Genomic DNA, 24,152 nt, shown 5'->3' on the forward strand with positions numbered 1-24,152 from the left:
AATAGAAGCAAGTCTAGGTTTGCTAAACATTAAGCAAGTGTTATTTAGCAAGCTTCAGAGTAACTCTTATGAGTATTTAAATATTGACCTCGTAGTTAGCCAGCATTTCTTGGATAACCGTTTCTGTGCGGGAGAGGTATAAGCCAGATTTAGGCTTTATGCGGTCTACTTTTTCAAAATAAGGTACGATAGATCCGTCTGCATAGGCTTCCGGAATTACGGGATGTACGTAGTAATTGCGACACACCGTGCGTGTATTACCCAGTCCATCAGCAGCAGCGTCATACGCGGTAAGTAAATTTTTAGCGTTCTGCTTTTCTTCTGCAATATAGCCAAGATCACGTAAGCATTCAAAAAATATTTTAGTCGCTGCCCAGGTTCTAAAGTCTTTTGCTGAAAACAGATCGCCACTTAATTCGTGAATGTATTCATTGATCATTGTACTGTCTACATGATCTTTGCTACCGTCTGAATCATAGAATTGAAAGAGTTCCCAACCTGGAATTTCTTCACATTGGTTGACCAGATCAATGAGTTTTTCATCGGTAATGGCAATGTCGTGCTCTTTACCTTTTTTTCCAACAAATTGAAACCGAATATCACTTTCTGTAGTTTTTACGTGGCGGGTGCGCAATGTAGATAGCCCATAGGTTTTATTCCGCTTGGCATAGCAATCATTGCCCACACGTATATGTGTCTCTTCCATTAACCGAACTACCAAGGCTAAAACCTTGCGTTTGGTCATCTGTGGAGCATCAAGATCTTGATCTACCTGTTTACGTATCTCCGGTAATACATTAGCAAATGCAGCGAGTTTTAAAAATTTGGTTTCATTTCTGAGTTTATTCCACGTTTCGTGATAGAGATAAACTTTGCGATCTTTTTCATCGCGACCTACAGCTTGTAAATGACCATTAGCGGGCTCAGCGATCAACACATCTTGCCAAGCCGGCGGAATGACTAATTCTTTTATGCGCTTAAGCAGTTGCTTTGATTTTATCGTCTTATCATTTTTACAATAAGTAAATCCTTTACCGTGCTTTTTGCGACAAATGGTAAGGTGTTCATCAGTAACATAAATAAGGTCGGCAATGCGCGCAGCTTCTTCCGGGCTAGATAGAATATTCTCGAGTTTTTCTTCAGTAATGGTCATAACTCAAATTTAATCCCAATTTGAGCGTAAGCTTGCTAACGAAATAATAATATTAGATCGCAGATTTCTAATTATTTGTGAAAGTACTTTCAGAAAAAATGAAAGCTTCAGTAGAAAAGGGATAAAAAAAATGTCCGGTGACTTTTGGTCAATCCGGACATTCCTTATGATGGCTAGTAAAGCACTTAAATTTAGTCAAAATAACTAAAGCTCTGACCGTCTTTTATTTTTAATACACTCTCGTAAATCATTTTGATCACATTCTCTACATCATCACGATGCACCATTTCTACAGTAGTATGCATATAGCGTAACGGTAAACTGATCAATGCCGAAGGTACGCCGCCGTTGCTGTAAGCGAATGCATCGGTGTCAGTCCCGGTAGCGCGGCTGCTCGCAGCACGCTGAAAAGGAATGTTCTTTTCTTCGGCAGTATCAATGATCAGATCTCTTAGTTTTTGCTGAATTGCAGGAGCATAAGAAATTACCGGTCCGTCGCCTATTGCCGCGTGACCATTGGTTTTCTTTTCGATCATTGGGGTAGTGGTGTCATGCGTTACATCGGTCACAATCGCAACATTTGGTTGAATCGTATGTGTGATCATTTCCGCGCCGCGAAGTCCGATCTCTTCTTGAACCGAGTTCACTATGTACAATCCAAAATCTAATTTATTCTTGTTCTCTTTAAGTAGACGCGCCACTTCAGCAATCATAAATCCGCCCATTCTGTTATCAAGAGCGCGACATACAAACTTGTTTTCGTTAAGAACGGTAAACGTATCCGGATACGTGATCACGCAACCTACGTGCACACCAAGTTTTTCTACTTCTTCTTTTGTTTTACAACCGGTATCGATAAAAATATTATCTAAACTTGGAGCTTTCTCGTTGCTTTTATCACGCGTATGAATCGCTGGCCAGCCAAAAACTCCCTTAACAATACCTTTTTTGGTGTGAATGTTTACCAATTTAGAAGGGGCAATTTGATGATCGCTTCCACCGTTACGTATTACGTAAATAAGACCGTCATCTGTGATGTAATTTACATACCACGAGATTTCGTCAGCATGGCCTTCAATAACCACTTTGTATTTAGCATCAGGGTTGATGACTCCTACCGCGGTTCCGTAGTTATCAGTTATGAACGTGTCTACATAGGGTTTTAGGTAGTCCATCCAGATTTTTTGCCCTTCCCACTCATAACCGGTAGGTGCGGCATTATTGAGGTATGACTCTAAAAAGTCGAGTGATTTCTTATTTAAAATGCTTTTTGACATAATTATGATTTTGTACGAAAGTAAGAATATTCATGCCAAAAGCATAAAGCAATCTTGGCGATTATGTACTTTTGGAACAGTTTTAGCACAACATCATTTAAAAAAGAATTTGAAGAATTACAGCTACATATTTTTTCTGTTTTTTTGTGGAAACCTCTTGGCTCAAACTACTGAAACTACAGAGCAAGAACCTGATACTACCGCTACCGAGTATTACCTGGTAGATGGCGATAGTATTGCGCGATCAGCTATTTTTCTTGATGATGTTGTGGTTTTAGGAAGGCTCAAGTTTGATGACAATACTGCTAGACGTAGGTATCTCATTTTGAGACGGAAAACAAGAAAAGTCTGGCCTTATGCAAAACTGGCAGGTGAGCGACTTGTAGAACTCAACGAGCGTCTGGATTCTATGAAAACAAAACGGGATCGCAAGCGTTATACGAAGATCATTCAGCGGTATGTAGAAGATGAGTTTAAAGAAGAGCTCAAGAAACTCACCCGTACCGAAGGTCAAATTCTTGTAAAGCTGATGTATCGTCAAACCGGTCAAACAACTTTTGACCTTATCAAAAATTACCGAAGCGGTTTAAAGGCTTTTTTACTGAATACTACCGCAAGCTTTTTTGATATTTCGCTAAAAGAAATTTACGACCCTGCCGATGTGCAAGAAGATTATTTAATCGAAGATATTTTGCAGCGTTCTTTTCAAGCTAAGGTTTTAGAACCGCAAGATCCTGCGATTGATGTCAACTTTTTAGAGTTAGAAAATAAATGGCGGAAACCATCAAAAGGGATCAAGTAGTGAAAATCTCAAAAACTAACTGGATTTACATCATTGCCGCTTTAATTACACTTATAGGCTTAGTCACCGGGAAATACTTTTTCCTGTTTTTTGCGATACCGTTCGGCTTCAATTGGTTTGGAAAAAAGAAAGACTAAATTGTTTGTATTTGGCAGCAGGTTGAAAAGCCTCGTTCAAAAAAAATAAATACCTTTGTTTCCCAAAATAGTAGTTCTCCCATTATGAGCCAGAAAGTCTTGCTTAATGCAAAAGAAATAAACATCATTTTAAATCGACTGGCTTGTCAACTTATAGAAAATCATAAAGATTTTAAAGATACCGTTCTTATAGGGATTCAACCCCGCGGAATTTACGTCGCAGAGCGCATTAAAAAACTTCTGGAAACCGATTATCATATCCCTGAAATTAAACTGGGCTATTTAGATATCACTTTTTTTAGAGATGACTTTAGACGCAGTGATAAACCGCTGGAAGCTAATAAAACCAAGATCAATTTTGTAGTCGAAGACAAAAACGTCGTTTTTATTGATGATGTGCTGTACACCGGCCGTAGCATTAATGCTGCGTTAACGGCAGTACAGAGTTTTGGCCGGCCAAAAAACGTTGAGCTTTTCACTTTAATTGATCGTCGTTTCAGCAGGCACTTGCCCATTCAGCCTAATTATCGTGGGCGTCAGGTAGATGCGATCAATGAAGAAAAGGTTTTGGTAAAATGGGTCGAGAACGGGGGAGAAGATGTTGTATATCTTGTAAATAAGTAATTATAAAGTAACAGAATGAGCGAGTTAAGTGTAAACCACTTATTGGGGATCAAGTATATCACAAAAGCAGATATTGACCTCATTTTTGAAACGGCAGATCATTTTAAAGAAGTAATCAATAGGCCAATTAAGAAAGTTCCTTCGTTACGAGATATTACCATTGCTAATCTTTTCTTTGAGAATTCTACACGTACTAAACTTTCATTTGAACTTGCAGAAAAACGGTTGAGCGCAGATGTTATCAATTTTTCGGCAGGTGCTTCTTCGGTTAAAAAAGGAGAAACATTAATAGACACGGTAAACAACATCTTATCTATGAAAGTAGATATGGTGGTGATGCGTCATCCTAATCCGGGAGCGGGAGTTTTTCTTTCTAAAAATATTAAAGCGAGCATTGTAAATGCAGGCGATGGTGCGCACGAGCATCCTACGCAAGCCTTACTTGACAGTTATTCTATTACCAAAAAGCTGGGAGAAGTCGCCGGAAAGAAAGTCGTGATCGTAGGAGATATTCTCCACAGTCGCGTGGCGCTTTCTAATATATACGCGCTAAAGCATTTAGGAGCTGAAGTTAAAGTTTGTGGACCAAAAACTTTGATGCCAAAATATATTGAATCACTAGGGGTTGAGGTTGAACTCAATTTAAGAAAAGCATTAGAATGGTGTGATGTCGCAAATATGCTTCGCGTTCAAAATGAGCGTATGGATATCAGCTATTTTCCATCTACTCGGGAGTATACGCAACAATACGGTTTGGATAAAGAATTGCTTGATTCGCTGAATAAAGAGATTGTCGTGATGCACCCTGGGCCTATTAATCGCGGAGTAGAGATTACAAGTGATGTGGCAGACAGCGGCCAATCTATTATATTAAATCAGGTCGAAAATGGTGTCGCAATTAGAATGGCAGTGATATATTTGCTGGCTTCAAAAATCAAACAGCAATGATCATAACCGAAAAAGATACTTATACCATTCTTGCCGATGAGGAAAACGGAGTAAAAAGTTTTGCTTCTTTTCTTGATTTTATTGTCCCCAAAGCACACGCCGAAAAGAACTTGGTAATCGACCTTTTAAAATATGAAACCCTTACTTTAGAAGAGCTTTTGTACTTTTTACCGCTTTCTAATGCACAGCGCGCCGCGCAAAAGTCTTTTGTTCTGGTAAACAAGGCAGTGCATATTGATCACGTGCCTGAAGAACTTATGGTGGTGCCTACACTGGATGAGGCTAAAGATGTGATCGATCTTGAAGAAATACAGCGTGATCTAGGGTTTTAAGTACTACATTCTTTAAATAGATTTTTATGCAGTAACTTACGCATATTAATCGTTCCTTATTAATGAAGCTTACCATTTTAGGCTGTTACGCAGCAACACCTCGTAGTTTTACTAATCCTACTTCACAAGTATTGCAAATTAAAAACCATCTGTTTTTAATTGATTGTGGTGAGGGCACCCAAGTAGAATTACGCCGTAATAAGGTTAAGTTTTCTAAGATTAAGCACATCTTTATCTCGCATTTGCACGGGGATCATTTCTTCGGATTAGTTGGACTTATTTCTACGTTTAGATTGCTCAATAGAGAAAAAGAACTGCACGTGTATGGTCCTAAAGGAATCAAACAAGCGATAACGCTTCAGTTGAAACTTTCTAATTCCTGGACCAATTATCCGCTATATTTTCACGAGTTAGAAAGCAAAGAGCCGCAGCTCATTTTTGAGGACGAAAAAGTTTCCGTAGAAACCATTCCGTTAAAGCATCGCATTTACGCTAACGGATTTTTATTTAAAGAAAAACCGGGTGAGCGTAAACTCAATATGAATGCCTGTTTACAACACGAGATCGATGTGGTGTATTACCGAAAGATCAAAGCCGGGGGAGATGCGATACTCGATGACGGTACAGTTATACCGAACAAGGAGCTTACTTTTGATCCTGATCCACCGCGCAGTTACGCGTTTTGTAGTGATACGATTTATAAGCCAGACAACCTTCCGCAGTTAAAAAATGTGACCTTTTTGTATCACGAGTCTACTTTTTTAGAAGCTCACGCCAAGTTGGCGAATCCCACCGGACATTCTACCGCACGTGAAGCAGGTCTTATGGCAAAAGGCGCAAATGCTCACTATTTAATCTTAGGACATTACAGTACCCGCTATCCTGATCTGACCTTGTTTGCGAATGAGGCTAAAGCTGTTTTTGAGAATGTGCTTACCGCTGATGATGGTAAAGTTTTTGATTTTGACGAACTGCCGGTCTAGGCTCTTATTTGATTTCTTTTCTTATTTAATTTTAAATTTTGGTAAAAGATACGTTTGTGCTTTTTACCTTTATAGCACATTGATGTACCTTGCTTCAAAATAAGAAAATGGCAGAAGATTTAAGCGATTATAGAAAGTCTTACGAAAAAAGTGAATTAACGATTTCGCAAAGCGAAAGCAATCCGTTTGAGCAGTTTAAAAAGTGGTTTCAAGAGACCGAAGCCGTAGCGGGAGAAAGCGAAGTAAACGCGATGACTGTGTCTACAATTGGTCTTGATGGTTTTCCTAAAAGTCGTGTGGTTTTATTAAAAAGCTACGATGAAAATGGCTTTGTTTTTTACACTAATTATGAAAGTGAAAAAGGCCAGGCGATCGCTCAAAATCCCAATCTCTGTATTTCATTTTTCTGGCCCCAAATGGAACGACAAGTTATAATTAAAGGTCGTGCCGAAAAAGTTTCAGAAGGGACTTCTACAGCTTATTTTCATAGCAGACCTGCAGGAAGTCAGTTAGGTGCCTGGACGTCTCCGCAAAGTGAGGTGATTCCTGATCGCGAATTTTTAGAGCAGCGTCTCGCAGACCTAGAAAAAAAATATGCCGCAAAAGAAATACCTAAACCGCCACATTGGGGTGGGTATCTCGTAGTGCCTACCGAATTTGAATTTTGGCAAGGCAGACCCAACCGTCTACACGACAGGTTGCGCTATACTCCGGGCGGTGTTCACTGGAAATTAGAACGCCTCGCCCCTTAAATTTACAGTATGAAAACATTATATCTAGTACGTCACGCCAAGTCATCGTGGGAGTTTGATCTTGATGATCACGAACGCCCCTTAAACGAGCGTGGCCTTTCAGACGCTCCCAAAATGGGAGCCTATATTCGTGAAAAAATTACATTACCACAGCGCATAGTGAGCAGTGATGCTGTTCGTGCAAAAACCACAGCTTTATTGTATTTGAAAGAACTAGGAATCCCGGAAGAGCGGTTAGAACTTTCGCACCAATTGTATGATTTTAATGGGACGAGTCTAGATAGTTTTATACGATCTTGTGATGATGAGATTGACCGTTTGATGGTATTTGGACACAATAATGCACTGACTTATTGGGTAAATCAATACGGAAATAAACCAATAGATAATGTAGCCACTGCAGCATTTACAGAAATCACCTTTAATGTAAAGCACTGGAGTGAAATAGATCTTGGTGAAACCAAGCTATACATCAAACCGAAGCAAATTAAATAAATGGATAACCGAATAAATATGGCCACTTTAGAAGCAGATGAAACGCGTTATATTAATAGAGAAATCAGTTGGCTGCAATTTAATGCCAGAGTCTTGCAAGAGGCTGCTGATGAAACGGTTCCGTTGATTGAGCGTTTAAGATTTGTAGGGATTTTCTCTAATAATCTAGATGAGTTTTTTAAAGTGCGTTATGCCACGGTAAAACGTATTGTTGAAGCGGGTAAAAAAGGCCGTAAGGCTTTAGGCGTTTATGCAGCAGATGAACTTCTTGAAAAAATTACGCGCATTGTTATTCAACAGCAGGAAGAAAGTTTAAATATTATTGATGACATTCTTCAGCGTTTAAAAGAAGAGGGAATTTACGTGATCAAAGAAAATGAGGTTCATTTTCCTGAGCATAGCGAGTACATTAAATCCTTTTTTACCGAAAAAGTAAGTCCGGCTTTGGTTACCATTGTTTTAAGCGATGATCTGGAGCTTCCGCGTATTCAGGATCTTGAAGCGTATCTGACGATCACCATGAAGAAAAAGGGCAGTAAAAAGCCTATTTATGCTTTGGTAGAAATTCCTAGCGAGCTCGATCGTTTTGTAGTGCTTCCACAGGTTGATGGCAACGATTATATTATGATCCTTGATGATTTGATTCGGTATAATTTAGAATCGGTTTTCAGCATATTTGAGTACGATGAGATTTCGGCACATATGATTAAGATCACGCGTGATGCTGAGCTTGATCTTGAATCTGATCTGGGAAAAAGTTTTATTGAAAAGTTATCTAAAAGTGTAAAAGGGCGTGAAGATGCAGAGCCGGTGCGCTTTGTACATGATCAGACTATCGGCGACGATACTTTAGCTTTTCTATTGAATAAATTAGGGATTGAAAATACAGACAGTATCATTCCCGGTGGCCGCTATCACAACCGAAAGGATTATATGGATTTTCCTAGTCTTGGTCGCACAGATTTGCTTTATGCTAAGCAAAAGCCGCTACCCATTAAAGGGATCAGTTTAAACGATAGTATGTTTAAAAAAGTCGCAGAAAAAGACTTTTTGCAATACACGCCGTACCACACTTTTGCTTATGTGATCAAGTTTCTACGCGAGGCCGCCCTAGATCCTAAAGTAAAAACTATAAAAATTACCATTTATCGTTTGGCCAAATTGAGCCACGTGGCCAGCGCTTTGATCAATGCAGCTAAAAATGGAAAAGAAGTAACCGTGCAAATTGAATTGCGCGCCCGTTTTGATGAGGAGAGTAATATGCGTTACGCCAATAAAATGCAGGATGAAGGAGTAAAGCTTATTTTTGGTGTTCCCGGGCTCAAAGTGCACAGTAAAGTGTGTGTTATAGAGCGCTTAGAAGGTTCACGACTTAAACGTTATGGGTTTATAAGTACCGGAAACTTCAACGGTATGACCGCACGCATTTATACAGATTACACGCTATTTACCGCAAATAAACAAATACTTAAAGACCTGAGTAAACTCTTTAATTTCTTTGATACCAATTATATCGTAAATACGTATCAGCATTTAGTGATCTCACCGCATTATGCGCGTAATACATTTTATAAGTTGATCGATAACGAGATCAAAAAAGTTAAAAGTGGAGGTAAAGGATACATTAGACTGAAGCTTAACAGTATGTCTAATTATGCTATTATAGATAAGCTGTACGCTGCTAGTAATGCTGGGGTAAAAATAGATATGATTATTCGTGGTGTATGTTGTTTGATCCCGGGAGTTGAAGGAATGAGTGAGAATATAAAATTGATAAGCATCGTAGATAAATTTCTAGAGCATCCTAGGGTAATGATTTTTGGCGAAGAAGGCGAGGAGAAGGTGTTTATTTCGTCGTCAGACTGGATGACGCGAAATCTTGATAATAGGGTAGAAGTAACCTGCCCAATTTATGATGAGGATATCAAGCAGGAAATTATAGATACATATACGATCTGCTGGAATGATAATGTGAAAGCTAGAGAGATTACCGCAAAACAGGACAATGCGTATCGCAAAAATGATGAGGCTCCGTTGCGCTCGCAGTTTGCGACTTACGATTACTATTTGAATAAACTTACTTAAACTATGATTCAACTAAAGAAATACGGTGCGATAGACATCGGCTCTAATGCCGTGCGCTTGCTGGTAGCAAATGTTATAGAGGTAGAAGATCGCGATCCTATTTTTAGAAAAAGTTCTTTAGTGCGTGTGCCTATTCGGTTGGGAGCTGATGTTTTTAAGGAAAAGAAAATTTCCGAAGAAAATATTGAGCGCATGATTGATACTATGGAAGCGTTTAAGCTTTTAATGAAGGCGCATAAAGTAGTAGACTATAAAGCTTGTGCGACTTCAGCAATGCGCGAAGCCACAAACGGAAGCGAGGTCGTGAAGACGATAAAGAAAAAAACAGGTGTTCAGATCACTATAATTGATGGAAGCGACGAGGCAGCGATTATTGCTAATACTGATTTGAAGTCCCTCATAGCTTCTGACCGCTCTTATTTATACGTTGATGTAGGTGGCGGTAGTACCGAATTTACATTGTATAGCGCAGGAGAGGTAGTTGCTTCCAGATCATTTAAACTAGGAACTGTACGACTACTAGAAGGTTTAGTAGGACATAACACGTGGACCGAAGTTGAAAACTGGATTAAGGAAGTCACTGCCGGACATACCAAAATTGAACTCATAGGTTCTGGTGGAAATATCAATAAGATTTTTAAACTCAGCGGTAAAAAGGACGGCAAACCCTTAACGTATTTTTATATGGTCACGTTCTACGAATTTTTACAATCTTATACTTATGAGGAACGGGTTACAGAACTTGGTTTAAATCTGGATCGTGCCGATGTGATCATCCCGGCGACACGTATTTATCTTTCTGCAATGAAATGGAGTAGAGCTAAGAATATTCACGTTCCTAAGATAGGCTTGTCTGATGGTATCATTAAATCGCTTTACAACGATAAAAAGCTGCCGGTTTAGGTTGCAATTAAAAATAGTAGTAATATTGTTATGCTATTTTACTGAACTTCAACAAATTTAAAAATATAATTATGAAGAAATTTTTACTCGGAATATTTCTTTTGGCAGCATTTAATTCTTTTGCGCAAGGAGTACGCTACGGAGCTAAAATAGGTATGAATGTTTCTACTTTGAGTGGAGATGCCTTTGATGACTCTAGTAGTCGCTATGGTTTTGCAGCTGGTGTTTTTGCTGAAATCCCGCTGGGAAATGCATTTCAATTTCAACCGGAATTTTTATACTCCGGCCAAGGTATAAAGCCTAATACAGGCCCTGAATATAATTTTGGTAATGGAGAAGACGGTTTGCCTATGCGTCCTTTTGATGAGCGTGCTGAACTTGATTACCTTCAGTTGCCTTTACTGTTCAAAAAGAATTTTGGGAAATTTAATATTCATTTAGGACCGCAAGTAGGCGTTGCTGTATGGAATTCTGACAATCATGAGGTTTATAAAAATTTCGATTATTCAGGAATTGGAGGAATTGGTGTTCAGGTATTTGATTTTCTATCTATTGAAGCGCGCTATTCTGTAGGATTTAGAAATGTAATCGAAGAGCGCTATTCAGGCATCGAAGGAAAAAATCAATACTTCGCTTTAATGGCCTCCTATCGACTTTAAAAAAGCTTAGATAAAAAAATAGCCGGCAACTAGCCGGCTATTTTTTTGCAGGTATCCTTCAATAGGTATATTGAGCCGAAGCTAGTTTACCCGTGAATAGTACCCTCTTTACTAAGGTCTTTCATTATTTCGGCTTCAAAATCTAGAAGATCCTGCCATTTCTTATTGACTTCTTTTTCATCACCATATTTACGGGCAAAGCCTAAAAACATAGTATAATGATTGGCTTCACTTACCATTAGGTTGTGATAAAATGTGCGTAACTCTTCATCTTCAAGCTCCTGTGATAGCAATCTAAAACGTTCACAGCTTCGGGCTTCTATAAGCGCCGCATATAAAAGACGGTGTACCAATTGTGTCGTTCTACTGCCTCCCTTCGGAAAAAACTTGAGCAATTTATTTACGTAAGCATCCTTTCGATCCTGACCTAAAGTCTTTCCTCTGGCAATTATTTTATCGTGAACGAGCTTAAAATGGCTGATTTCTTCTTTTACTAGAGCAATCATTTCTTGCACGAGCTCAGTATATTCAGGAAAAGAAACAATTAAAGATATCGCCGTTGAGGTTGCTTTTTGCTCGCAAAAAGCGTGATCGGTAAGAATATCATCAATATTCATTTCAACAATATTGACCCATCTTGGGTCTGTGGGTAATTTAAGTCCTAGCATTAGATATCAAGATCAAAAGTTTTACGTAGTAAGTCGAGATCAGGATTTTTATCCTTTAGTTTTTCATATTTCTCACGGGTCGTATACGCATATTTACGCTCTGCAGCCTCATTGACCGTGATATCAATGGTGATGTCGTAATTTTGCAACTTACGCTTTAAAAATTCTAAAAGTCCGTGTTGCGCGCGTTCTAATTCTACCCGCATGGTATCGTTAGGGAACTCAATTTGAATGGCGGTTCCCTTTAACGTTGGTGTATCAGTTTCTAGATTTGAAGCCAGAATTTTTTCACCCTTTTTCTGAAGTTTTGCCACATATTCTTTCCAGGCGGCTTGCATTGCGATTTCGGTGAAAGCCTCTCGCGGCAGTTTGCTTACATCAACTTCTTTTTCAGTTTGTCGCTCAAGAATTTCTTTTTTGCGGCGTAAACCTTTTAGAGAAAGTCCTGAAACGCGCTGACTTTGATTGGTTAAATTGGGCTTTACGCGTGGTTGTTCTTGAGCGGTTTCAGGTTCAGCCGCTTGACTTGGTATAGGCTGCTTAACAGGCTCTACTGTTTTTTCCGCTGTCTGCTCTTTATTTTGAACAGGAGCAGAAACCGGTTTCGATTCTACTGATACATTTTTAGGTGCTTGTTCAGGCTGACTTTTGAAATACGAAGCCGGAATTATGAAATTACGGGCTTTTTTTTTTCTCCATCAAAAGTGATAGAGGCCATTTGCATCAAGCACAGTTCAACTAACAGGCGAGGATTGCGACTAGTTCTGTACTTTAGATCGCATTCATTGGCGAGCTCTAAGGCTTGCATTAAAAAGTTGAAGCTTGTTTTTTGCGCTTGCTCGTGGTATTTCTTTTTAGTCTGATCACCTACTTCTAAAAGAGCAATGGTCGCGGGTTGTTTACAAACCATAAGATCGCGATAATGCGATGCTAGACCTGCGATGTAGTGGTGGCCGTCAAATCCACGAGCTAAAATATCATTAAAACTAAGCAGTAGTTGCGGGATATTATTTTCTAAAATGAGATCGGTAGTTTCAAAATAGGTGTCGTAATCGAGAACATTTAAGTTTTCGGTTACGGCAGCTCGTGTAAGATTTTCTCCAGAAAAACTCACCACCCGATCAAAAGTTGATAAGGCATCACGCAAAGCACCGTCTGCCTTTTGTGCAATGATGTGAAGTGCTTCTTCATCAGCGGTTATACCTTCTTGCTTAGCGATATCAACAAGGTGCTCGCGTATGTCTTTTACCGTAATTCTTTTGAAGTCAAAAATTTGACAGCGAGATAGAATAGTTGGTAATATTTTATGTTTTTCAGTGGTTGCAAGAATGAAAATAGCGTGTTTCGGTGGTTCTTCCAGCGTTTTTAAAAAGGCATTAAAAGCTGCCGAAGATAACATGTGTACCTCATCAATGATATAAACTTTATAATTGCCTACTTGCGGTGCAATACGCACTTGATCTATGAGGTTTCTAATATCATCAACAGAGTTGTTTGAAGCGGCATCCAATTCAAAAATATTAAATGCATAATCTTCATTCTCATCTACAACTTCATCGGCTTCTTGATTGATCTTTTTTGCAAGTATACGCGCACAGGTAGTTTTACCTACACCACGCGGACCGGTAAAAAGTAGGGCTTGAGCCAGATGGTTATTTGCAATGGCATTCTCTAAAGTATTGGTAATGGCCTGCTGGCCTACAACGTCTTTAAACGTGGCAGGTCTGTATTTTCGGGCTGATACTATAAACTGTTCCAATGCAGAAATCTGGTGATGATTAAGATAGAAATCGCTATAATTTCTTACGGAAACAAATATAAAAAGAGCTGTATCAATAGGCACCCAATAGCGCTGATTTTTGCTATGATGTTATCAACAATTTTTCAATTTAATAAGATTACCAACACGCTGAATGGCTAAGTTTAAAAACGTACTTTTGCGGCAAGCAGACCGCCTTATCGCTCGTGCAAACGAGAGGAAAGTCCGGACACCATAGGGAAACATAGCGGCTAACAGCCGTCAATACTTTAGGTTTCTAGAGTATTAGGACCAGTGCAACAGAAAGAATGTACAGATCATGCTGTAGTGAAATCAGGTAAACTCTATGTGGTGCAATGTCATGTATACCGGCAATGAAGTGCGTCCCGTGCGATGCCGGAGGGTAGACAGATTGAGCAAACAAGTAATTGTTTGTCTAGATAAATGATAAGGGATTACATTTTTGTAATTACAGAACCCGGCTTATAGGTCTGCTTTTTTATTTAGATCGGTCTTTGGTAGCCTTTTAATCCAATCTATTGCTTCTTCTAAAGTGAAAAAAACTTCAAGAGGTTTTTTAAAAAAGGCTTTTTCAAATTGAGCAGCTTCTCGCTTTATCGCTCTATTGCTTACCACAGCCATTCCTGCAATATAATCATAGAACGGGCAGGATAAATAATCTGTAGGATTCACACTGTAATCATTAATGCGTAACGATATATAGCCGTAATAGGTATCAGGCCCAAAAAAATCAGTGATAATTTCGTGAGCTTGTGCTATGTGTTCCTGCGTGAGATTTACGCCATCATGTATCTCTGAAATGACAAAATGATCGTAAAATCTTAAAACACAAAAGTTGAGTTTTATGATTTTAAGAGGTTTCAAGTTGGGATTGATTTTTAGTAAAAATACTAAAAATCAGTGTATTATGAATTTTTATTGAAAAAACTGAAAACACTACCCCCATACTTGCGCGTCTCAAAACAATTAGAATGGTCTTGTAAATCTGTATGCTTGCTATGCTCTATGATTAAGGTGCCATCATCAGCAAGTAGCTCGTTTTCTAAAACTAGGTCAACGATCTTTAAAAATTCAGAGGTATCAAAGTCATAAGGTGGATCTGCAAATATGATATCATAGTTTGCAGCACCTCTTGCCAGATAGCTGTAAACATCAGATTTTATGATATTGATCTGCATCTCTAAGTCGTCTGAGGTTTGCTGAATAAACCGTGCACAAGAAGCGTTGGCATCAACTGCTGTGATATTTTCACTACCTCTGGATGCAAATTCGTAGCTTATATTTCCGGTGCCGGAAAATAAATCAAGTACCGAAACTGTACTAAAAGTATATCTATTGCGTAGAATATTAAACAGCGATTCTTTGGCCATATCAGTTGTAGGCCTAACTGGTAATTTTTTTGGAGCAAGGATACGTCTGCCTTTATAACTTCCGCTGATTATTCTCATAAGCTCAATGGGTAATTTAGAATCGTGTTTTTAAGTTCTTCGGGAGTAGTAGTCTCAGGAGGAACAAGACGAACTTCTCTCACATATTGGTAGATGTACTCATAGTTGGCATCCTCTTTAGTAATAGCTCCGCTTAAGACCAATGGGTGAATTTCAGGATTTAATTGAAGTTGCTCGTAACAGAACAAAATATAATAAACAAAATCCTGAGGTGTATCAAAGTTAAACTGATTGCTCAATAATAATTTTTTCTCTTGATAGGCAATAACCGAAAGTGTATTCGGTCTAACGTGAACAAAAACTTCGGCAGTTTGTGTTGATGCTAATGCTAGAGTGTTGTTTAGTAGTATTGACTGACTGTGGAAGTAAGTAAACGTTCCAAAATGATCAAAAAAGAAATTATTAATATTTGCGTAAGGCACGTAGATGTTTACCAATTCTAAGGCTTCGAGCTCGTCGTAAACGATAAAATCGGTTTTTAAAATCTTAGTATTGAATTTTAAATAATCGGTGAGATGTTTTTCGTCAAAAAGCGCCTGTGGAACTACTGTAAAAAGTTCGTTGACGTAAACCACAACTACTTCTTCAAAATTCTGTTGAAGGTTAGGAGTTGCCTCAATGATCTTTTTAATTTCAATTAAGGCTTTCTCAGGAGAAAGTGATCGCGCAAATGCAATGCTTTTCGCTTCAACACATTGATGCTCTTGATTTTTGATATAAAAAGAAAATCCATCCAGGCTAACCTGGATGGATACTATAAGATTTTCTGGATTTTCCAGATTTTTAGTCCTCTGCATCTCCGTAACTCTTAGGCCAGTTACCGGCTGTTTTAACTTCAGTCATAGAACCTACAGTAAGATAAGCTCCATTTACTCCTTCAACAGAAACCACTTGCTTTTCTTTAGCAACATAATCTTTAGGTTGATCAGCCAACAAAATATCTTTAGAAACTTTTGCTTCAAATACCGGGATTGGCACATCACTCTTTAAAATAGTCCCGGCTTCCATTTCAAATTTAGCATCAGCTACTGGAGCAGGAACATTCATCATAGTTTTGTAACGATCAGTCCCTTGAAAAAGAGAATCTTTAACAGAACGAAATCCTAAAGTATCAATAATAGTAATCTCCTTATTAGTATCAACTCGGTAACGACGTGTCGCTTCTTCATCTAATACTAAAGTATCACGGCGTTCAGTAAGTACAAATTCGGCTGTATCAATAAATGCAATTAATTGATCAAAATCTTCTGCAAACTTTCCGGTTATCTGTTTGTAAGCCATTTGAGATTTTTGAATTTCCTTTAGTTTGTTAACGGCTTTTTGATAACGTACAACTTTAAGGTCATTAAATTTTACTTCGCCGTAAACAGCGTTAAAAAGTAAATATCCTAATACTCCGATAACAACCCAAAGTACTAACTGAATTACTATTTTCATTCGATGTGTGGTTTTAGATTTTAATTAAGGTTATAAGCAAATCTACAATTTTTTTTTAATCGTTAAAGAATATCCCCTTAAATTCATTAGTATCTTTACACTTTCAATAATTATTTATGGAGCTGGATCAGCACGCATTTTATAAGCTTTTACTTAAAGATTTTCCTTTTACGCCAACCCAGAAACAAGATATTCTATTACAACAACTTAGCGACTTTATTTTCGAGCCTAAAAACAATTCTATTTATGTTTTAAAAGGCTTTGCCGGTACCGGAAAAACTACCGTGATTGGTACCATTGTTAAAAACTTGTGGAAAATTAAAATGTCATCGGTGCAGTTAGCACCTACAGGAAGGGCGGCGAAAGTCATTTCTAACTACAGTGACAAACCCGCGCATACTATTCATAGAAAAATATATTATCCTAAAAAGGAGCGGGGAGGCGGAGTCTCTTTTACGTTACAACGCAATAAGCATCGCAATACAATTTTTATTGTTGATGAAGCTTCAATGATCTCTGATAATGCAGCAGAATCTAAATTATTTGAAAACGGCTCGCTGCTTGACGATTTGATGTCATATGTATATAGTGGTCATAAATGCAAATTACTTCTAATAGGAGATCAAGCACAGCTTCCACCGGTGAAAATGGATTTAAGCCCGGCACTTGATGCGCGCAATCTTCAAATGCAGTTTGATAAAACGGTAAAAAGCATAGAACTCGATGAAGTTATGCGACAAGCCGAAACGAGTGGAATTCTTAAAAATGCGACTAGGATCAGAGAGTTCTTAAATGACGAACTCTACGAAGATTTTAAATTTGATCTAAGCGGTCAAGATGATGTGATACGGCTTATAGATGGCCACGAAATTATGGATGCCTTAGGCGATTCTTACAGAGAATACGGCAATGAGGGGACGGCTATAATTGTACGCTCAAACAAGCGCGCAAATCTTTATAACCAGCAAATTCGCTCTCGCATACTTTTTAAAGAAGAAGAAGTGAGTGCCGGAGATTATTTTATGGTGGTGAAGAATAATTATTTTTGGTTAGATACTAAAAGTGAAGCCGGATTTATCGCCAACGGAGATATCATAGAAATTCTTGAGATTTTCAGTATAAAGGAGTTGTACGGTTTCCGCTTTGCGGAAGTAAAAATTCAAATGACAGATTATCCTAACTTGGCTCCTTTTGAAACTGTTTTACTACTTGACACCCTAACTTCAGAAACACCTTCTTTATCCTATGAAGAAGGCAATACGTTATATCAAGAAGTGATGAAAGATTATGCCGATGAGACTTCAAAGTACAAGAAGTTTATGAAGGTTAAGAACAATAAGTTTTTTAACGCTCTTCAGGTCAAATTCTCCTATGCGATTACATGTCATAAATCACAGGGTGGTCAGTGGGAAACGATTATGGTAGAACAGCCATATCTTCCTAACGGAATGGATAAAGATTATCTGCGTTGGCTGTATACCGCCGTTACACGTGCGCGCAAAAAGCTGTATCTTATAGGTTTTAAAGACGATATGTTTATCGAAAATTAAGCGATGTGGAACTTGCTATAAGTATTTGTTTAGGAATTGGCTTGGCGGCTGCTTCGGGCTTTAGAATATTTTTACCGCTGCTAGCGCTAAGTACGGCGGCTTATTTTGATGTGATCCAGTTGAGTACTTGGGAGTGGTTGGGCAACTGGCAGACTTTGGTTCTGCTCGGTGTGGCTTCGGTTTTTGAAATTCTAGCATATTACATTCCGTGGTTTGATAACGTACTTGATACCATTGCTGTTCCACTTGCAGCGGTTGCAGGCACTATTTTGTTTTTTGTAAGTTTAGGAGATTACGGTCCGTGGGTTTCCTGGTCGCTGGCAATTATTGGGGGTGGAGGAACTGCCGGGCTTATAGCAGGGTCAACCGCAGCACTTAGAGCGACTTCAAGTGCAACTACACTAGGAATTGCTAATCCGGTTTTTGCAACCTTAGAGGCTATAGTATCCACGATATTTTCAATAGTTGCCATTTTTATTCCTATTCTTGCAGGCGTTTTGGTACTTCTGTTAGGTTACCGTATCTATAAATGGTATCACAAACGAAAGCTAAAAAAGAATTCGCTACAATGACTCAACGATTAAAGACTATTGCGATGATCCCTGCGCGCTATGAAGCATCTAGATTTCCGGGGAAATTAATGAAGGATCTCGGCGGAAAACCGGTAATTCTGCGCACCTATGAAGCGGCCGTAAACACAAAGCTTTTTGATACGGTTTATGTAGTAACTGACAGCTCGGTCATTTACGATACAATAGTAAGTGCCGGGGGGCAAGCAATTATGAGCGTCAAAGAACACAGCTGCGGGAGCGATCGTATTGCCGAGGCAGTTGCTGATCTAGATATTGATATTGTAGTGAATGTACAAGGAGACGAGCCATTTACCAATGTTGAAGATATGCGCAATGTGTTGCAAGTGTTTTATGAGGAAGATGCAGCGCAAATTGACTTAGCTTCTTTGATGACTCCAATTACTAAAATTGAGGATATTGAAAACCCTAACAATGTAAAAGTGATTGTTGATCAAGCTGATTTTGCACTGTATTTTTCGCGTGCAGCAATACCTTTTCGTCGAGATAGGGACGTTGATGTAACGTATTTTAAGCATAAAGGTATTTATGCTTTTAGAAAGCAAGCTGTGCTCGACTTTGCAAAGTTGCCGATGCGTATGCTTGAAGCTTCAGAAAAAATTGAAGCTATACGTTATTTAGAATATGGTAAACGCATAAAAATGGTGTTGTCACACTCACCGGCTATTGGTATTGATACACCTCAGGATTTAGAAGAAGCGCGCACAATCCTAGAAAAGCAGCAACCATAATGCGAAAACTCGCACTTTTTATCTACACGGCCTTAGGTTGGAAAATCAACGGAACATTTCCCTCTGAGGTTAAAAAAATGGTTGTCATTGCCGCTCCACACACGAGTTGGCACGACTTCTATTTGGGACTTTTGTTCAGAAGAGTCATCAATGTTCAAATTAATTTTTTAGGTAAAAAAGAATTGTTCAAGTGGCCTTTTGGCTGGTACTTCAGAAAAGTTGGCGGAATTCCTTTAGATCGCTTTAAAAGCGAAAATAAAGTAGATCGTATAGCTCGAATGTTTGATGATCACGATACATTTAGACTTGCTCTTTCGCCTGAAGGTACGCGTAAGAAAGTCGATCATTGGAAAACGGGATTTTACTATATCGCTTTAAAAGCTCAAGTGCCTATTCTTCCTATTACGATGGATTTTGGTAAGAAGGAACATCGCATCGGGCGACCATTTTATCCTACCGGAGATTGCGAGCGAGATTTGCGCCAACTCCAATTATTCTTCAAAAACGTAGAAGGCAAGTTTCCTGAGCGCAGTTAATTAAGACGATTTTAAAGTTTTTGGCAATTTTTGGCAAAAGTGTGGCTTCTTAATTTGTGCTAAAGCCCTGCTAAACCTTCGTTAATTCTTCATAGATAGTAAGTCGTAAAGTTTTGATTATTAATTGAATATGATTTTTTGTTAATAGCGTTGATAAATCTTTAAGAACTAGAACAAGCTGTTTTGCGTTTCTTAGGAGGAACAAAACAATTTTAACTAAAATTCAATTTATGAACATTTCTAAATTTATTTATGTTGGAGCTATCGGATTATTAGCTTTAACTTCTTGTGATGATGACACGGATGATGCAGGTAACGAAATTAATGGAACAGCAGACTTATATGCAACGAGTCATACAGATGGCAGCGTAACTAAATACGACCTTCTTAGAGGAGAAATTACTACTTACGGAACCGCTTCAGCAGATGCAGAAGGAATTTATTACAGTCCGGATGATGATAGTTTTACTATTGCAGCACGTGGCGCGACACAAACATCGCTTCAATCTTATTTGAGTGTAAGTGATATTATTGAGGCTACTATTAGTCTTGATGTAGATATTATGGGACCTACCGTTTTACAAAGCCCTAGAGATTTAGCCGTTAATGGAAATATCTATGTTGTTTCTGATAATGCCAATGCTAACGGAAGATTTTTCGTTTTTGAAAAAGATGGAGATTCTTTTACTTTAAGAAATACAGTTACTGTTGATTTTGCAGTTTGGGGTATTGAGTTTGTTGGTAACGATCTTTATGCTGTGGTAGATAGCAGTAGTGATCTTGCGGTATTTACGAACTTTGCATCTACTAACACAACAGATGCGACTGTTGCAGCTTCTAAGCGCATTACAGTTGAAGGTATTGTGCGTACACACGGACTTGATTATGATGGTGGAACTATGATTATGACTGATATTGCAGCAGCTTCAGGAGGAGACTTTGCTGTAGATGGTGCATTTCACGTGATCACTAATTTTGATTCTAAATTTGATGCTGTTGATAACGGCGGAACGCTAGCCATTACTGATCAGGTTAGATATGAAGGTGATGCTACACTTATGGGGAATCCAGTAAATGTGGTTTATGATGCAGAAACCGATGCGGTTTATGTAGCTGAATTAGCAAACGGAGGCGGACAAATACTTACTTACGGAAATGTTTCTTCATCAGCAGGAGGTAATGTTGCTCCTAATTCTGCAACGGCACTATCAGGTGTATCTTCTTTATATCTTTATAAAGACTAAAGAACTGAAACCTTTTAAAAATCAAAAGCACAGCTGTAAAGGCTGTGCTTTTTTTTATGATAATAAGAAATTTTTTGAAATGAAAGCTTTAAAACTTCTAAATCCAATAACTAGTATAAAGACTTAAGTTTAGCCAGTTTAGCTTTCCATATTTCTAGGTTTTTCTTGTGATCAGCTATGTTTTTATGAACATCGCGTACCAATGGATTATCATCTGCAACGTGCTGAAAAAATCCTAAGTTATTTTCAAGCTGATTGATTTCGGCTTTGATTTCATCTATTTTTTTAGTGATGAAATAATGCTCTTTATTAAGCGCTTGATTACTATCCTCATCGGCTATAGCCGCAACCCGATTTTCATATTTAATAAGTTCAGATTCTTTTTTACCTAGATCTAATTTTTTAAATAAACCGTCGAGTACTTTATTAAAGTCTTGCTCAATACTCTTTTTAGAATGAGGTACACGACCGGTATCTTTCCATTCTTTAATGATACTTTTAATGGTTTTTAGATCATCTTCGTGACTACCACTGAGTTCAATTGCTTGAACCTTATCGAGTAATGCATTTTTCTCTTCAAGATTTCCTTTCTCTTCTTCAAGGATTTCTTTTTTCTCTGCGTGTAAGCGGTCAAAGAAATGATTACAAGCTTTTTTAAAGCGTTTCCAGACTTTATCGCTGTCTTTACGAGGAACGTGGCCAATTTTTTTCCAATCGGCTTGAATGCGTTTCATAAGATCAATTGTGACTTTAATGTCTTCATTGTCCTTGTTGTCTTCAGCGATCTGAACCAGTTCTAGCTTTTTCTGCAGGTTTTCATACTGCTGCTTCTTCTGATTTTTATAGAATCCGTTTTTATTATGATTGAATTCACGCGTCGCTTTTTTGAACGCCTTCCACGTAGGTTCGTTATCTCTTTTAGGAACTTTACCTATTTTGAAAAACTCTTCACGTAGCGTATTTACTTCTTTCATTTGTTTCTGCCAGCCGCTGTGTGCAGTCGCCGGGTTAGCCGCTATATCTTCGATCTTAGCAATAACCTCTTGTTTTTTCTCAAGATTTTCTTCGTAGATCTTATCTATATTCTTAAAATATTCTTGACGTGCATCGTGAATTTTACGCGTAGCCGCACTAAATTTTTCCCAGATTTCCTCACGGTATTCTTTAGAAACCGGTCCTACTTCTTCTTTCCAGATTTTATGCAGCATTTGTAATTCTTTAAATGCTCTATTTACATCCGGTTCTTTAGCAAGTTCTTCGGCCTGCTCAATAAGTTTCAGTTTTTTGTCAAGATTCTCTTTAAAATCTTTGTCTCTAAACTCTCTGTTGAGATGCAGAAAATCATAAAAATTTTCGATATGATGGTGGTAGTTATTCCATACCAGATTATAACGATCTCGCGGAATATTCCCTGCATTGCGCCAGCGTTCCTGAATATCTTTAAACTTCTCAAATGTAGTATTGATGCTATCTTCACCACCCACCTCATTTTTAAGTTCTTTAAGCTCTTCTATCAATGCATTGCGCGTTTCTAGATTGGCATTAAGATCCTTTTTGAGATTTTTGTAGTAGTTATTGCGCTTTTCACGATACTCAAAATAAAGGGTGTTGAATTCCTTCTTTAACGGACTGTAATATCTGAAGTCAATGATGTTTCCGCCTTCTTCTAAAAACTTCTCTTTAGCCTCTTCCTGCTCTTCTTCAAACTGAGATATAAATGCTGCACGCAATTCGGTCACGTGCTCTTTAATGGCTTGAATTTTATGGTTATTAAGCAGGTATTTAAACTCTTTTATGAGTTCTTCTTTACTAAGGCTATCGTATTCTTTTTTAGGAATATTATGACGTTCAGAAGTGCTTTCGTCCTCACTATCTTCATTTAAAGCTGCATCCAGATCATTAGGATCAGTCTCCTCATCTTCGTCTGATTCTTCAGCAACAAATTCTTCGTCATCATGTTCCTCATTCTTGGCGCTTTGTATAACGTCTATAGATTCAGTGACAAGTGCTTCATCCTGTTGTTCTGAAGGATTTTCAGGCGTTTCTGAGTTATCCGATGGTTGTTGAGATTCTATCTGACTAGAAGTCTGTGTTTTATCGTTATCAATCTTCTCGTCTTTGTCTGATGCTTTTTTTTCTTCTGACATTTGTTTCAATGTTAAGGTGCTTTATTAGTATTTAAAGATACTACTAAGAAAGCAATTAACAAGAACACAATGCGAGAAGGATAGATCAATTCCAGATTTGCCAGGCTGCTTCGGCTTGTAGTTTAAGCATCTCATAACCGTTTGAAATGCGGGCGCCTTGGGCTTTTCCGTTTTTTAAAAATTGCGTTTCTACCGGATTGTAAACCAAGTCATAAAGCAAATGATATTTACCCAGCAAGCGATAAGGAATTTTAGGACAGTCTGTTATATTAGGATACGTGCCTAGCGGAGTGGTGTTAATGATAAGCGTATGTTTTGAAAGAATCGCACCGTTTAAAGCGTCATACGCAAGCTGATCTTTCTCAGGGTTTCGAGAAACGAATTTAAATGAAATATCTTCTAATTCTAAGGCGTAAGCGATGGCTTTTGAAGCGCCGCCGGTTCCTAAAATAAGCGCGTGCGTGTGATTTTGCTCCTCTAAAAAAGGCTTTAGAGATCTTCTAAACCCTAGATAATCTGTATTGAAACCTTTCAACTTACCCGTGCTCAACCGTTTTATAGTGTTGATCGCGCCAATAGAACTCGCGTGTTTATTGAGTTCGTCAAGATAGGGCATTACCGTTTCCTTGTAAGGGATCGTAACATTAAATCCCGAGCAATCTGTACGCTCCAATAGCTGTTTTACTTCGTCAGGGCTTTGGCAATCAAAGTTAACGTAAGATCCATCAATAGCTTCTCTTTCAAACTTTTCGGTAAAATATTTTCTTGAAAATGAATAGTCAATATTCTTACCTATAAGGCCTAATTTAATCATAATTGGTTGGGGTTATATGATTTAGTTGGTTTTAGTGCTTGTAAAAATGGAGTATTT

General features: G+C 38.3%; 23 protein-coding genes, 1 other RNA gene and 1 pseudogene. 16 read left to right on the forward strand and 9 right to left on the reverse strand.

Features of this window, described 5'->3' with window-relative positions; genetic code table 11:
- Positions 1–76: 76 nt before the first annotated feature.
- The gene (locus tag LDL79_RS14615; RefSeq protein ID WP_225598245.1) at positions 77–1,153 is read right to left on the reverse strand and encodes a DNA topoisomerase IB; all 1,077 of its coding nucleotides are present in this window, start codon (positions 1,151–1,153) and stop codon (positions 77–79) included.
- 191 nt (positions 1,154–1,344) lie between these two features.
- On the reverse strand, positions 1,345–2,433 hold the full coding sequence (locus tag LDL79_RS14620) for a M42 family metallopeptidase (RefSeq protein WP_225599983.1): 1,089 nt from the start codon (positions 2,431–2,433) through the stop codon (positions 1,345–1,347).
- Position 2,434: 1 nt separating this feature from the next.
- Here LDL79_RS14620 and LDL79_RS14625 point away from each other — a divergent pair, with 1 nt between their 5' ends.
- The 10 genes from LDL79_RS14625 to LDL79_RS14670 all read left to right on the forward strand — a co-directional run bounded on the left by LDL79_RS14625 (position 2,435) and on the right by LDL79_RS14670 (position 11,150).
- Positions 2,435–3,232: a DUF4294 domain-containing protein gene (locus LDL79_RS14625; protein WP_225598246.1), complete on the forward strand. Its 798-nt coding sequence runs from the start codon at positions 2,435–2,437 to the stop codon at positions 3,230–3,232.
- A gap of 221 nt (positions 3,233–3,453) precedes the next feature.
- Entirely contained in the window at positions 3,454–3,993 is a 540-nt protein-coding gene (gene pyrR / locus LDL79_RS14630; protein WP_225598247.1) for a bifunctional pyr operon transcriptional regulator/uracil phosphoribosyltransferase PyrR, read from the forward strand.
- A gap of 15 nt (positions 3,994–4,008) precedes the next feature.
- Positions 4,009–4,941: an aspartate carbamoyltransferase catalytic subunit gene (locus tag LDL79_RS14635; RefSeq protein ID WP_225598248.1), complete on the forward strand. Its 933-nt coding sequence runs from the start codon at positions 4,009–4,011 to the stop codon at positions 4,939–4,941.
- A complete protein-coding gene (locus tag LDL79_RS14640; protein ID WP_225598249.1) occupies positions 4,938–5,273 on the forward strand; it encodes a ribonuclease Z in 336 nt (111 codons plus the stop codon). Before LDL79_RS14635 ends, LDL79_RS14640 begins: the two co-directional genes overlap by 4 nt.
- A gap of 62 nt (positions 5,274–5,335) precedes the next feature.
- Entirely contained in the window at positions 5,336–6,256 is a 921-nt protein-coding gene (locus LDL79_RS14645) for a ribonuclease Z (RefSeq protein ID WP_167597282.1), read from the forward strand.
- Positions 6,257–6,363: 107 nt separating this feature from the next.
- On the forward strand, positions 6,364–7,008 hold the full coding sequence (pdxH, locus tag LDL79_RS14650) for a pyridoxamine 5'-phosphate oxidase (RefSeq protein WP_225598250.1): 645 nt from the start codon (positions 6,364–6,366) through the stop codon (positions 7,006–7,008).
- A 9-nt stretch (positions 7,009–7,017) separates the two neighbouring features.
- Positions 7,018–7,503, forward strand: coding sequence for a SixA phosphatase family protein (locus tag LDL79_RS14655; RefSeq protein ID WP_225598251.1), 486 nt, complete (start codon positions 7,018–7,020; stop codon positions 7,501–7,503).
- 18 nt (positions 7,504–7,521) lie between these two features.
- Positions 7,522–9,588 carry a polyphosphate kinase 1 gene (gene ppk1, locus LDL79_RS14660; RefSeq protein ID WP_225598252.1) on the forward strand — a complete coding sequence of 689 codons (2,067 nt, stop codon included), beginning with the start codon at positions 7,522–7,524 and terminating at the stop codon, positions 9,586–9,588.
- Between the two features lie 3 nt (positions 9,589–9,591).
- A complete protein-coding gene (locus LDL79_RS14665) occupies positions 9,592–10,491 on the forward strand; it encodes a Ppx/GppA phosphatase family protein (protein WP_072979314.1) in 900 nt (299 codons plus the stop codon).
- 71 nt (positions 10,492–10,562) lie between these two features.
- Entirely contained in the window at positions 10,563–11,150 is a 588-nt protein-coding gene (locus tag LDL79_RS14670) for a porin family protein (RefSeq protein WP_072979312.1), read from the forward strand.
- An 86-nt stretch (positions 11,151–11,236) separates the two neighbouring features.
- Here LDL79_RS14670 and miaE read toward each other — a convergent pair whose 3' ends face one another.
- A complete protein-coding gene (gene miaE, locus LDL79_RS14675) occupies positions 11,237–11,818 on the reverse strand; it encodes a MiaE family protein (protein ID WP_167597279.1) in 582 nt (193 codons plus the stop codon).
- Positions 11,818–13,577: pseudogene (locus tag LDL79_RS14680) on the reverse strand (DNA polymerase III subunit gamma/tau). Before LDL79_RS14680 ends, miaE begins: the two are co-directional and overlap by 1 nt.
- Positions 13,578–13,761: 184 nt before the next feature.
- Here LDL79_RS14680 and rnpB point away from each other — a divergent pair.
- Positions 13,762–14,079: RNase P RNA component class A (gene rnpB, locus LDL79_RS14685), an RNA gene on the forward strand.
- Positions 14,080–14,503: 424 nt separating this feature from the next.
- Here rnpB and rsmD read toward each other — a convergent pair.
- The 3 genes from rsmD to LDL79_RS14700 are packed head-to-tail and all read right to left on the reverse strand — an operon-like array spanning position 14,504 to position 16,483.
- A complete protein-coding gene (gene rsmD, locus LDL79_RS14690) occupies positions 14,504–15,046 on the reverse strand; it encodes a 16S rRNA (guanine(966)-N(2))-methyltransferase RsmD (RefSeq protein WP_225598253.1) in 543 nt (180 codons plus the stop codon).
- On the reverse strand, positions 15,043–15,843 hold the full coding sequence (locus tag LDL79_RS14695; protein ID WP_225598254.1) for a DUF3822 family protein: 801 nt from the start codon (positions 15,841–15,843) through the stop codon (positions 15,043–15,045). The genes rsmD and LDL79_RS14695 overlap by 4 nt, the downstream gene beginning before the upstream one ends.
- Entirely contained in the window at positions 15,830–16,483 is a 654-nt protein-coding gene (locus tag LDL79_RS14700) for a hypothetical protein (RefSeq protein WP_072979304.1), read from the reverse strand. Before LDL79_RS14700 ends, LDL79_RS14695 begins: the two co-directional genes overlap by 14 nt.
- Positions 16,484–16,599: 116 nt before the next feature.
- On the opposite strand from LDL79_RS14700, the gene LDL79_RS14705 reads away from it, so the two are divergent.
- The 5 genes from LDL79_RS14705 to LDL79_RS14725 all read left to right on the forward strand — a co-directional run bounded on the left by LDL79_RS14705 (position 16,600) and on the right by LDL79_RS14725 (position 21,134).
- Positions 16,600–18,033 carry an ATP-dependent DNA helicase gene (locus LDL79_RS14705; RefSeq protein WP_167597274.1) on the forward strand — a complete coding sequence of 478 codons (1,434 nt, stop codon included), beginning with the start codon at positions 16,600–16,602 and terminating at the stop codon, positions 18,031–18,033.
- 5 nt (positions 18,034–18,038) lie between these two features.
- Positions 18,039–18,605 (forward strand): DUF4126 domain-containing protein, encoded by a 567-nt coding sequence (locus LDL79_RS14710; protein ID WP_225598255.1) that lies wholly within the window; start codon positions 18,039–18,041, stop codon positions 18,603–18,605.
- Positions 18,602–19,354 (forward strand): 3-deoxy-manno-octulosonate cytidylyltransferase, encoded by a 753-nt coding sequence (gene kdsB / locus LDL79_RS14715; protein ID WP_225598256.1) that lies wholly within the window; start codon positions 18,602–18,604, stop codon positions 19,352–19,354. The genes LDL79_RS14710 and kdsB overlap by 4 nt, the downstream gene beginning before the upstream one ends.
- Positions 19,354–19,890, forward strand: coding sequence for a 1-acyl-sn-glycerol-3-phosphate acyltransferase (locus LDL79_RS14720; RefSeq protein WP_225598257.1), 537 nt, complete (start codon positions 19,354–19,356; stop codon positions 19,888–19,890). Before kdsB ends, LDL79_RS14720 begins: the two co-directional genes overlap by 1 nt.
- A 230-nt stretch (positions 19,891–20,120) precedes the next feature.
- A complete protein-coding gene (locus tag LDL79_RS14725) occupies positions 20,121–21,134 on the forward strand; it encodes a hypothetical protein (protein WP_225598258.1) in 1,014 nt (337 codons plus the stop codon).
- A 110-nt stretch (positions 21,135–21,244) separates the two neighbouring features.
- Here the strand turns inward: LDL79_RS14725 and LDL79_RS14730 are convergent, their stop codons facing one another.
- Together LDL79_RS14730 and LDL79_RS14735 are read right to left on the reverse strand one after the other, a co-directional pair.
- Entirely contained in the window at positions 21,245–23,281 is a 2,037-nt protein-coding gene (locus LDL79_RS14730) for a DUF349 domain-containing protein (RefSeq protein ID WP_225598259.1), read from the reverse strand.
- Between the two features lie 85 nt (positions 23,282–23,366).
- Entirely contained in the window at positions 23,367–24,095 is a 729-nt protein-coding gene (locus tag LDL79_RS14735) for a shikimate dehydrogenase family protein (RefSeq protein ID WP_167597268.1), read from the reverse strand.
- Between the last annotated feature and the right edge of the window lie 57 nt (positions 24,096–24,152).

Source organism: Leeuwenhoekiella palythoae (genome assembly GCF_020310025.1).
Lineage (GTDB): Bacteria > Bacteroidota > Bacteroidia > Flavobacteriales > Flavobacteriaceae > Leeuwenhoekiella > Leeuwenhoekiella palythoae.

Excerpts from the sequence above, each read along its gene's own strand:
- LDL79_RS14615 (WP_225598245.1), bottom strand. The coding sequence starts at position 1,153 with ATGACCATTACTGAAGAAAAACTCGAGAATATTCTATCTAGCCCGGAA.
- LDL79_RS14625 (WP_225598246.1), top strand. The coding sequence starts at position 2,435 with ATGATTTTGTACGAAAGTAAGAATATTCATGCCAAAAGCATAAAGCAA.
- pyrR (WP_225598247.1), top strand. The coding sequence starts at position 3,454 with ATGAGCCAGAAAGTCTTGCTTAATGCAAAAGAAATAAACATCATTTTA.
- LDL79_RS14635 (WP_225598248.1), top strand. The coding sequence starts at position 4,009 with ATGAGCGAGTTAAGTGTAAACCACTTATTGGGGATCAAGTATATCACA.
- LDL79_RS14640 (WP_225598249.1), top strand. The coding sequence starts at position 4,938 with ATGATCATAACCGAAAAAGATACTTATACCATTCTTGCCGATGAGGAA.
- LDL79_RS14645 (WP_167597282.1), top strand. The coding sequence starts at position 5,336 with ATGAAGCTTACCATTTTAGGCTGTTACGCAGCAACACCTCGTAGTTTT.
- pdxH (WP_225598250.1), top strand. The coding sequence starts at position 6,364 with ATGGCAGAAGATTTAAGCGATTATAGAAAGTCTTACGAAAAAAGTGAA.
- LDL79_RS14655 (WP_225598251.1), top strand. The coding sequence starts at position 7,018 with ATGAAAACATTATATCTAGTACGTCACGCCAAGTCATCGTGGGAGTTT.
- ppk1 (WP_225598252.1), top strand. The coding sequence starts at position 7,522 with ATGGCCACTTTAGAAGCAGATGAAACGCGTTATATTAATAGAGAAATC.
- LDL79_RS14665 (WP_072979314.1), top strand. The coding sequence starts at position 9,592 with ATGATTCAACTAAAGAAATACGGTGCGATAGACATCGGCTCTAATGCC.
- LDL79_RS14670 (WP_072979312.1), top strand. The coding sequence starts at position 10,563 with ATGAAGAAATTTTTACTCGGAATATTTCTTTTGGCAGCATTTAATTCT.
- miaE (WP_167597279.1), bottom strand. The coding sequence starts at position 11,818 with ATGCTAGGACTTAAATTACCCACAGACCCAAGATGGGTCAATATTGTT.
- rsmD (WP_225598253.1), bottom strand. The coding sequence starts at position 15,046 with ATGAGAATAATCAGCGGAAGTTATAAAGGCAGACGTATCCTTGCTCCA.
- LDL79_RS14695 (WP_225598254.1), bottom strand. The coding sequence starts at position 15,843 with ATGCAGAGGACTAAAAATCTGGAAAATCCAGAAAATCTTATAGTATCC.
- LDL79_RS14700 (WP_072979304.1), bottom strand. The coding sequence starts at position 16,483 with ATGAAAATAGTAATTCAGTTAGTACTTTGGGTTGTTATCGGAGTATTA.
- LDL79_RS14705 (WP_167597274.1), top strand. The coding sequence starts at position 16,600 with ATGGAGCTGGATCAGCACGCATTTTATAAGCTTTTACTTAAAGATTTT.
- kdsB (WP_225598256.1), top strand. The coding sequence starts at position 18,602 with ATGACTCAACGATTAAAGACTATTGCGATGATCCCTGCGCGCTATGAA.
- LDL79_RS14720 (WP_225598257.1), top strand. The coding sequence starts at position 19,354 with ATGCGAAAACTCGCACTTTTTATCTACACGGCCTTAGGTTGGAAAATC.
- LDL79_RS14725 (WP_225598258.1), top strand. The coding sequence starts at position 20,121 with ATGAACATTTCTAAATTTATTTATGTTGGAGCTATCGGATTATTAGCT.
- LDL79_RS14730 (WP_225598259.1), bottom strand. The coding sequence starts at position 23,281 with ATGTCAGAAGAAAAAAAAGCATCAGACAAAGACGAGAAGATTGATAAC.
- LDL79_RS14735 (WP_167597268.1), bottom strand. The coding sequence starts at position 24,095 with ATGATTAAATTAGGCCTTATAGGTAAGAATATTGACTATTCATTTTCA.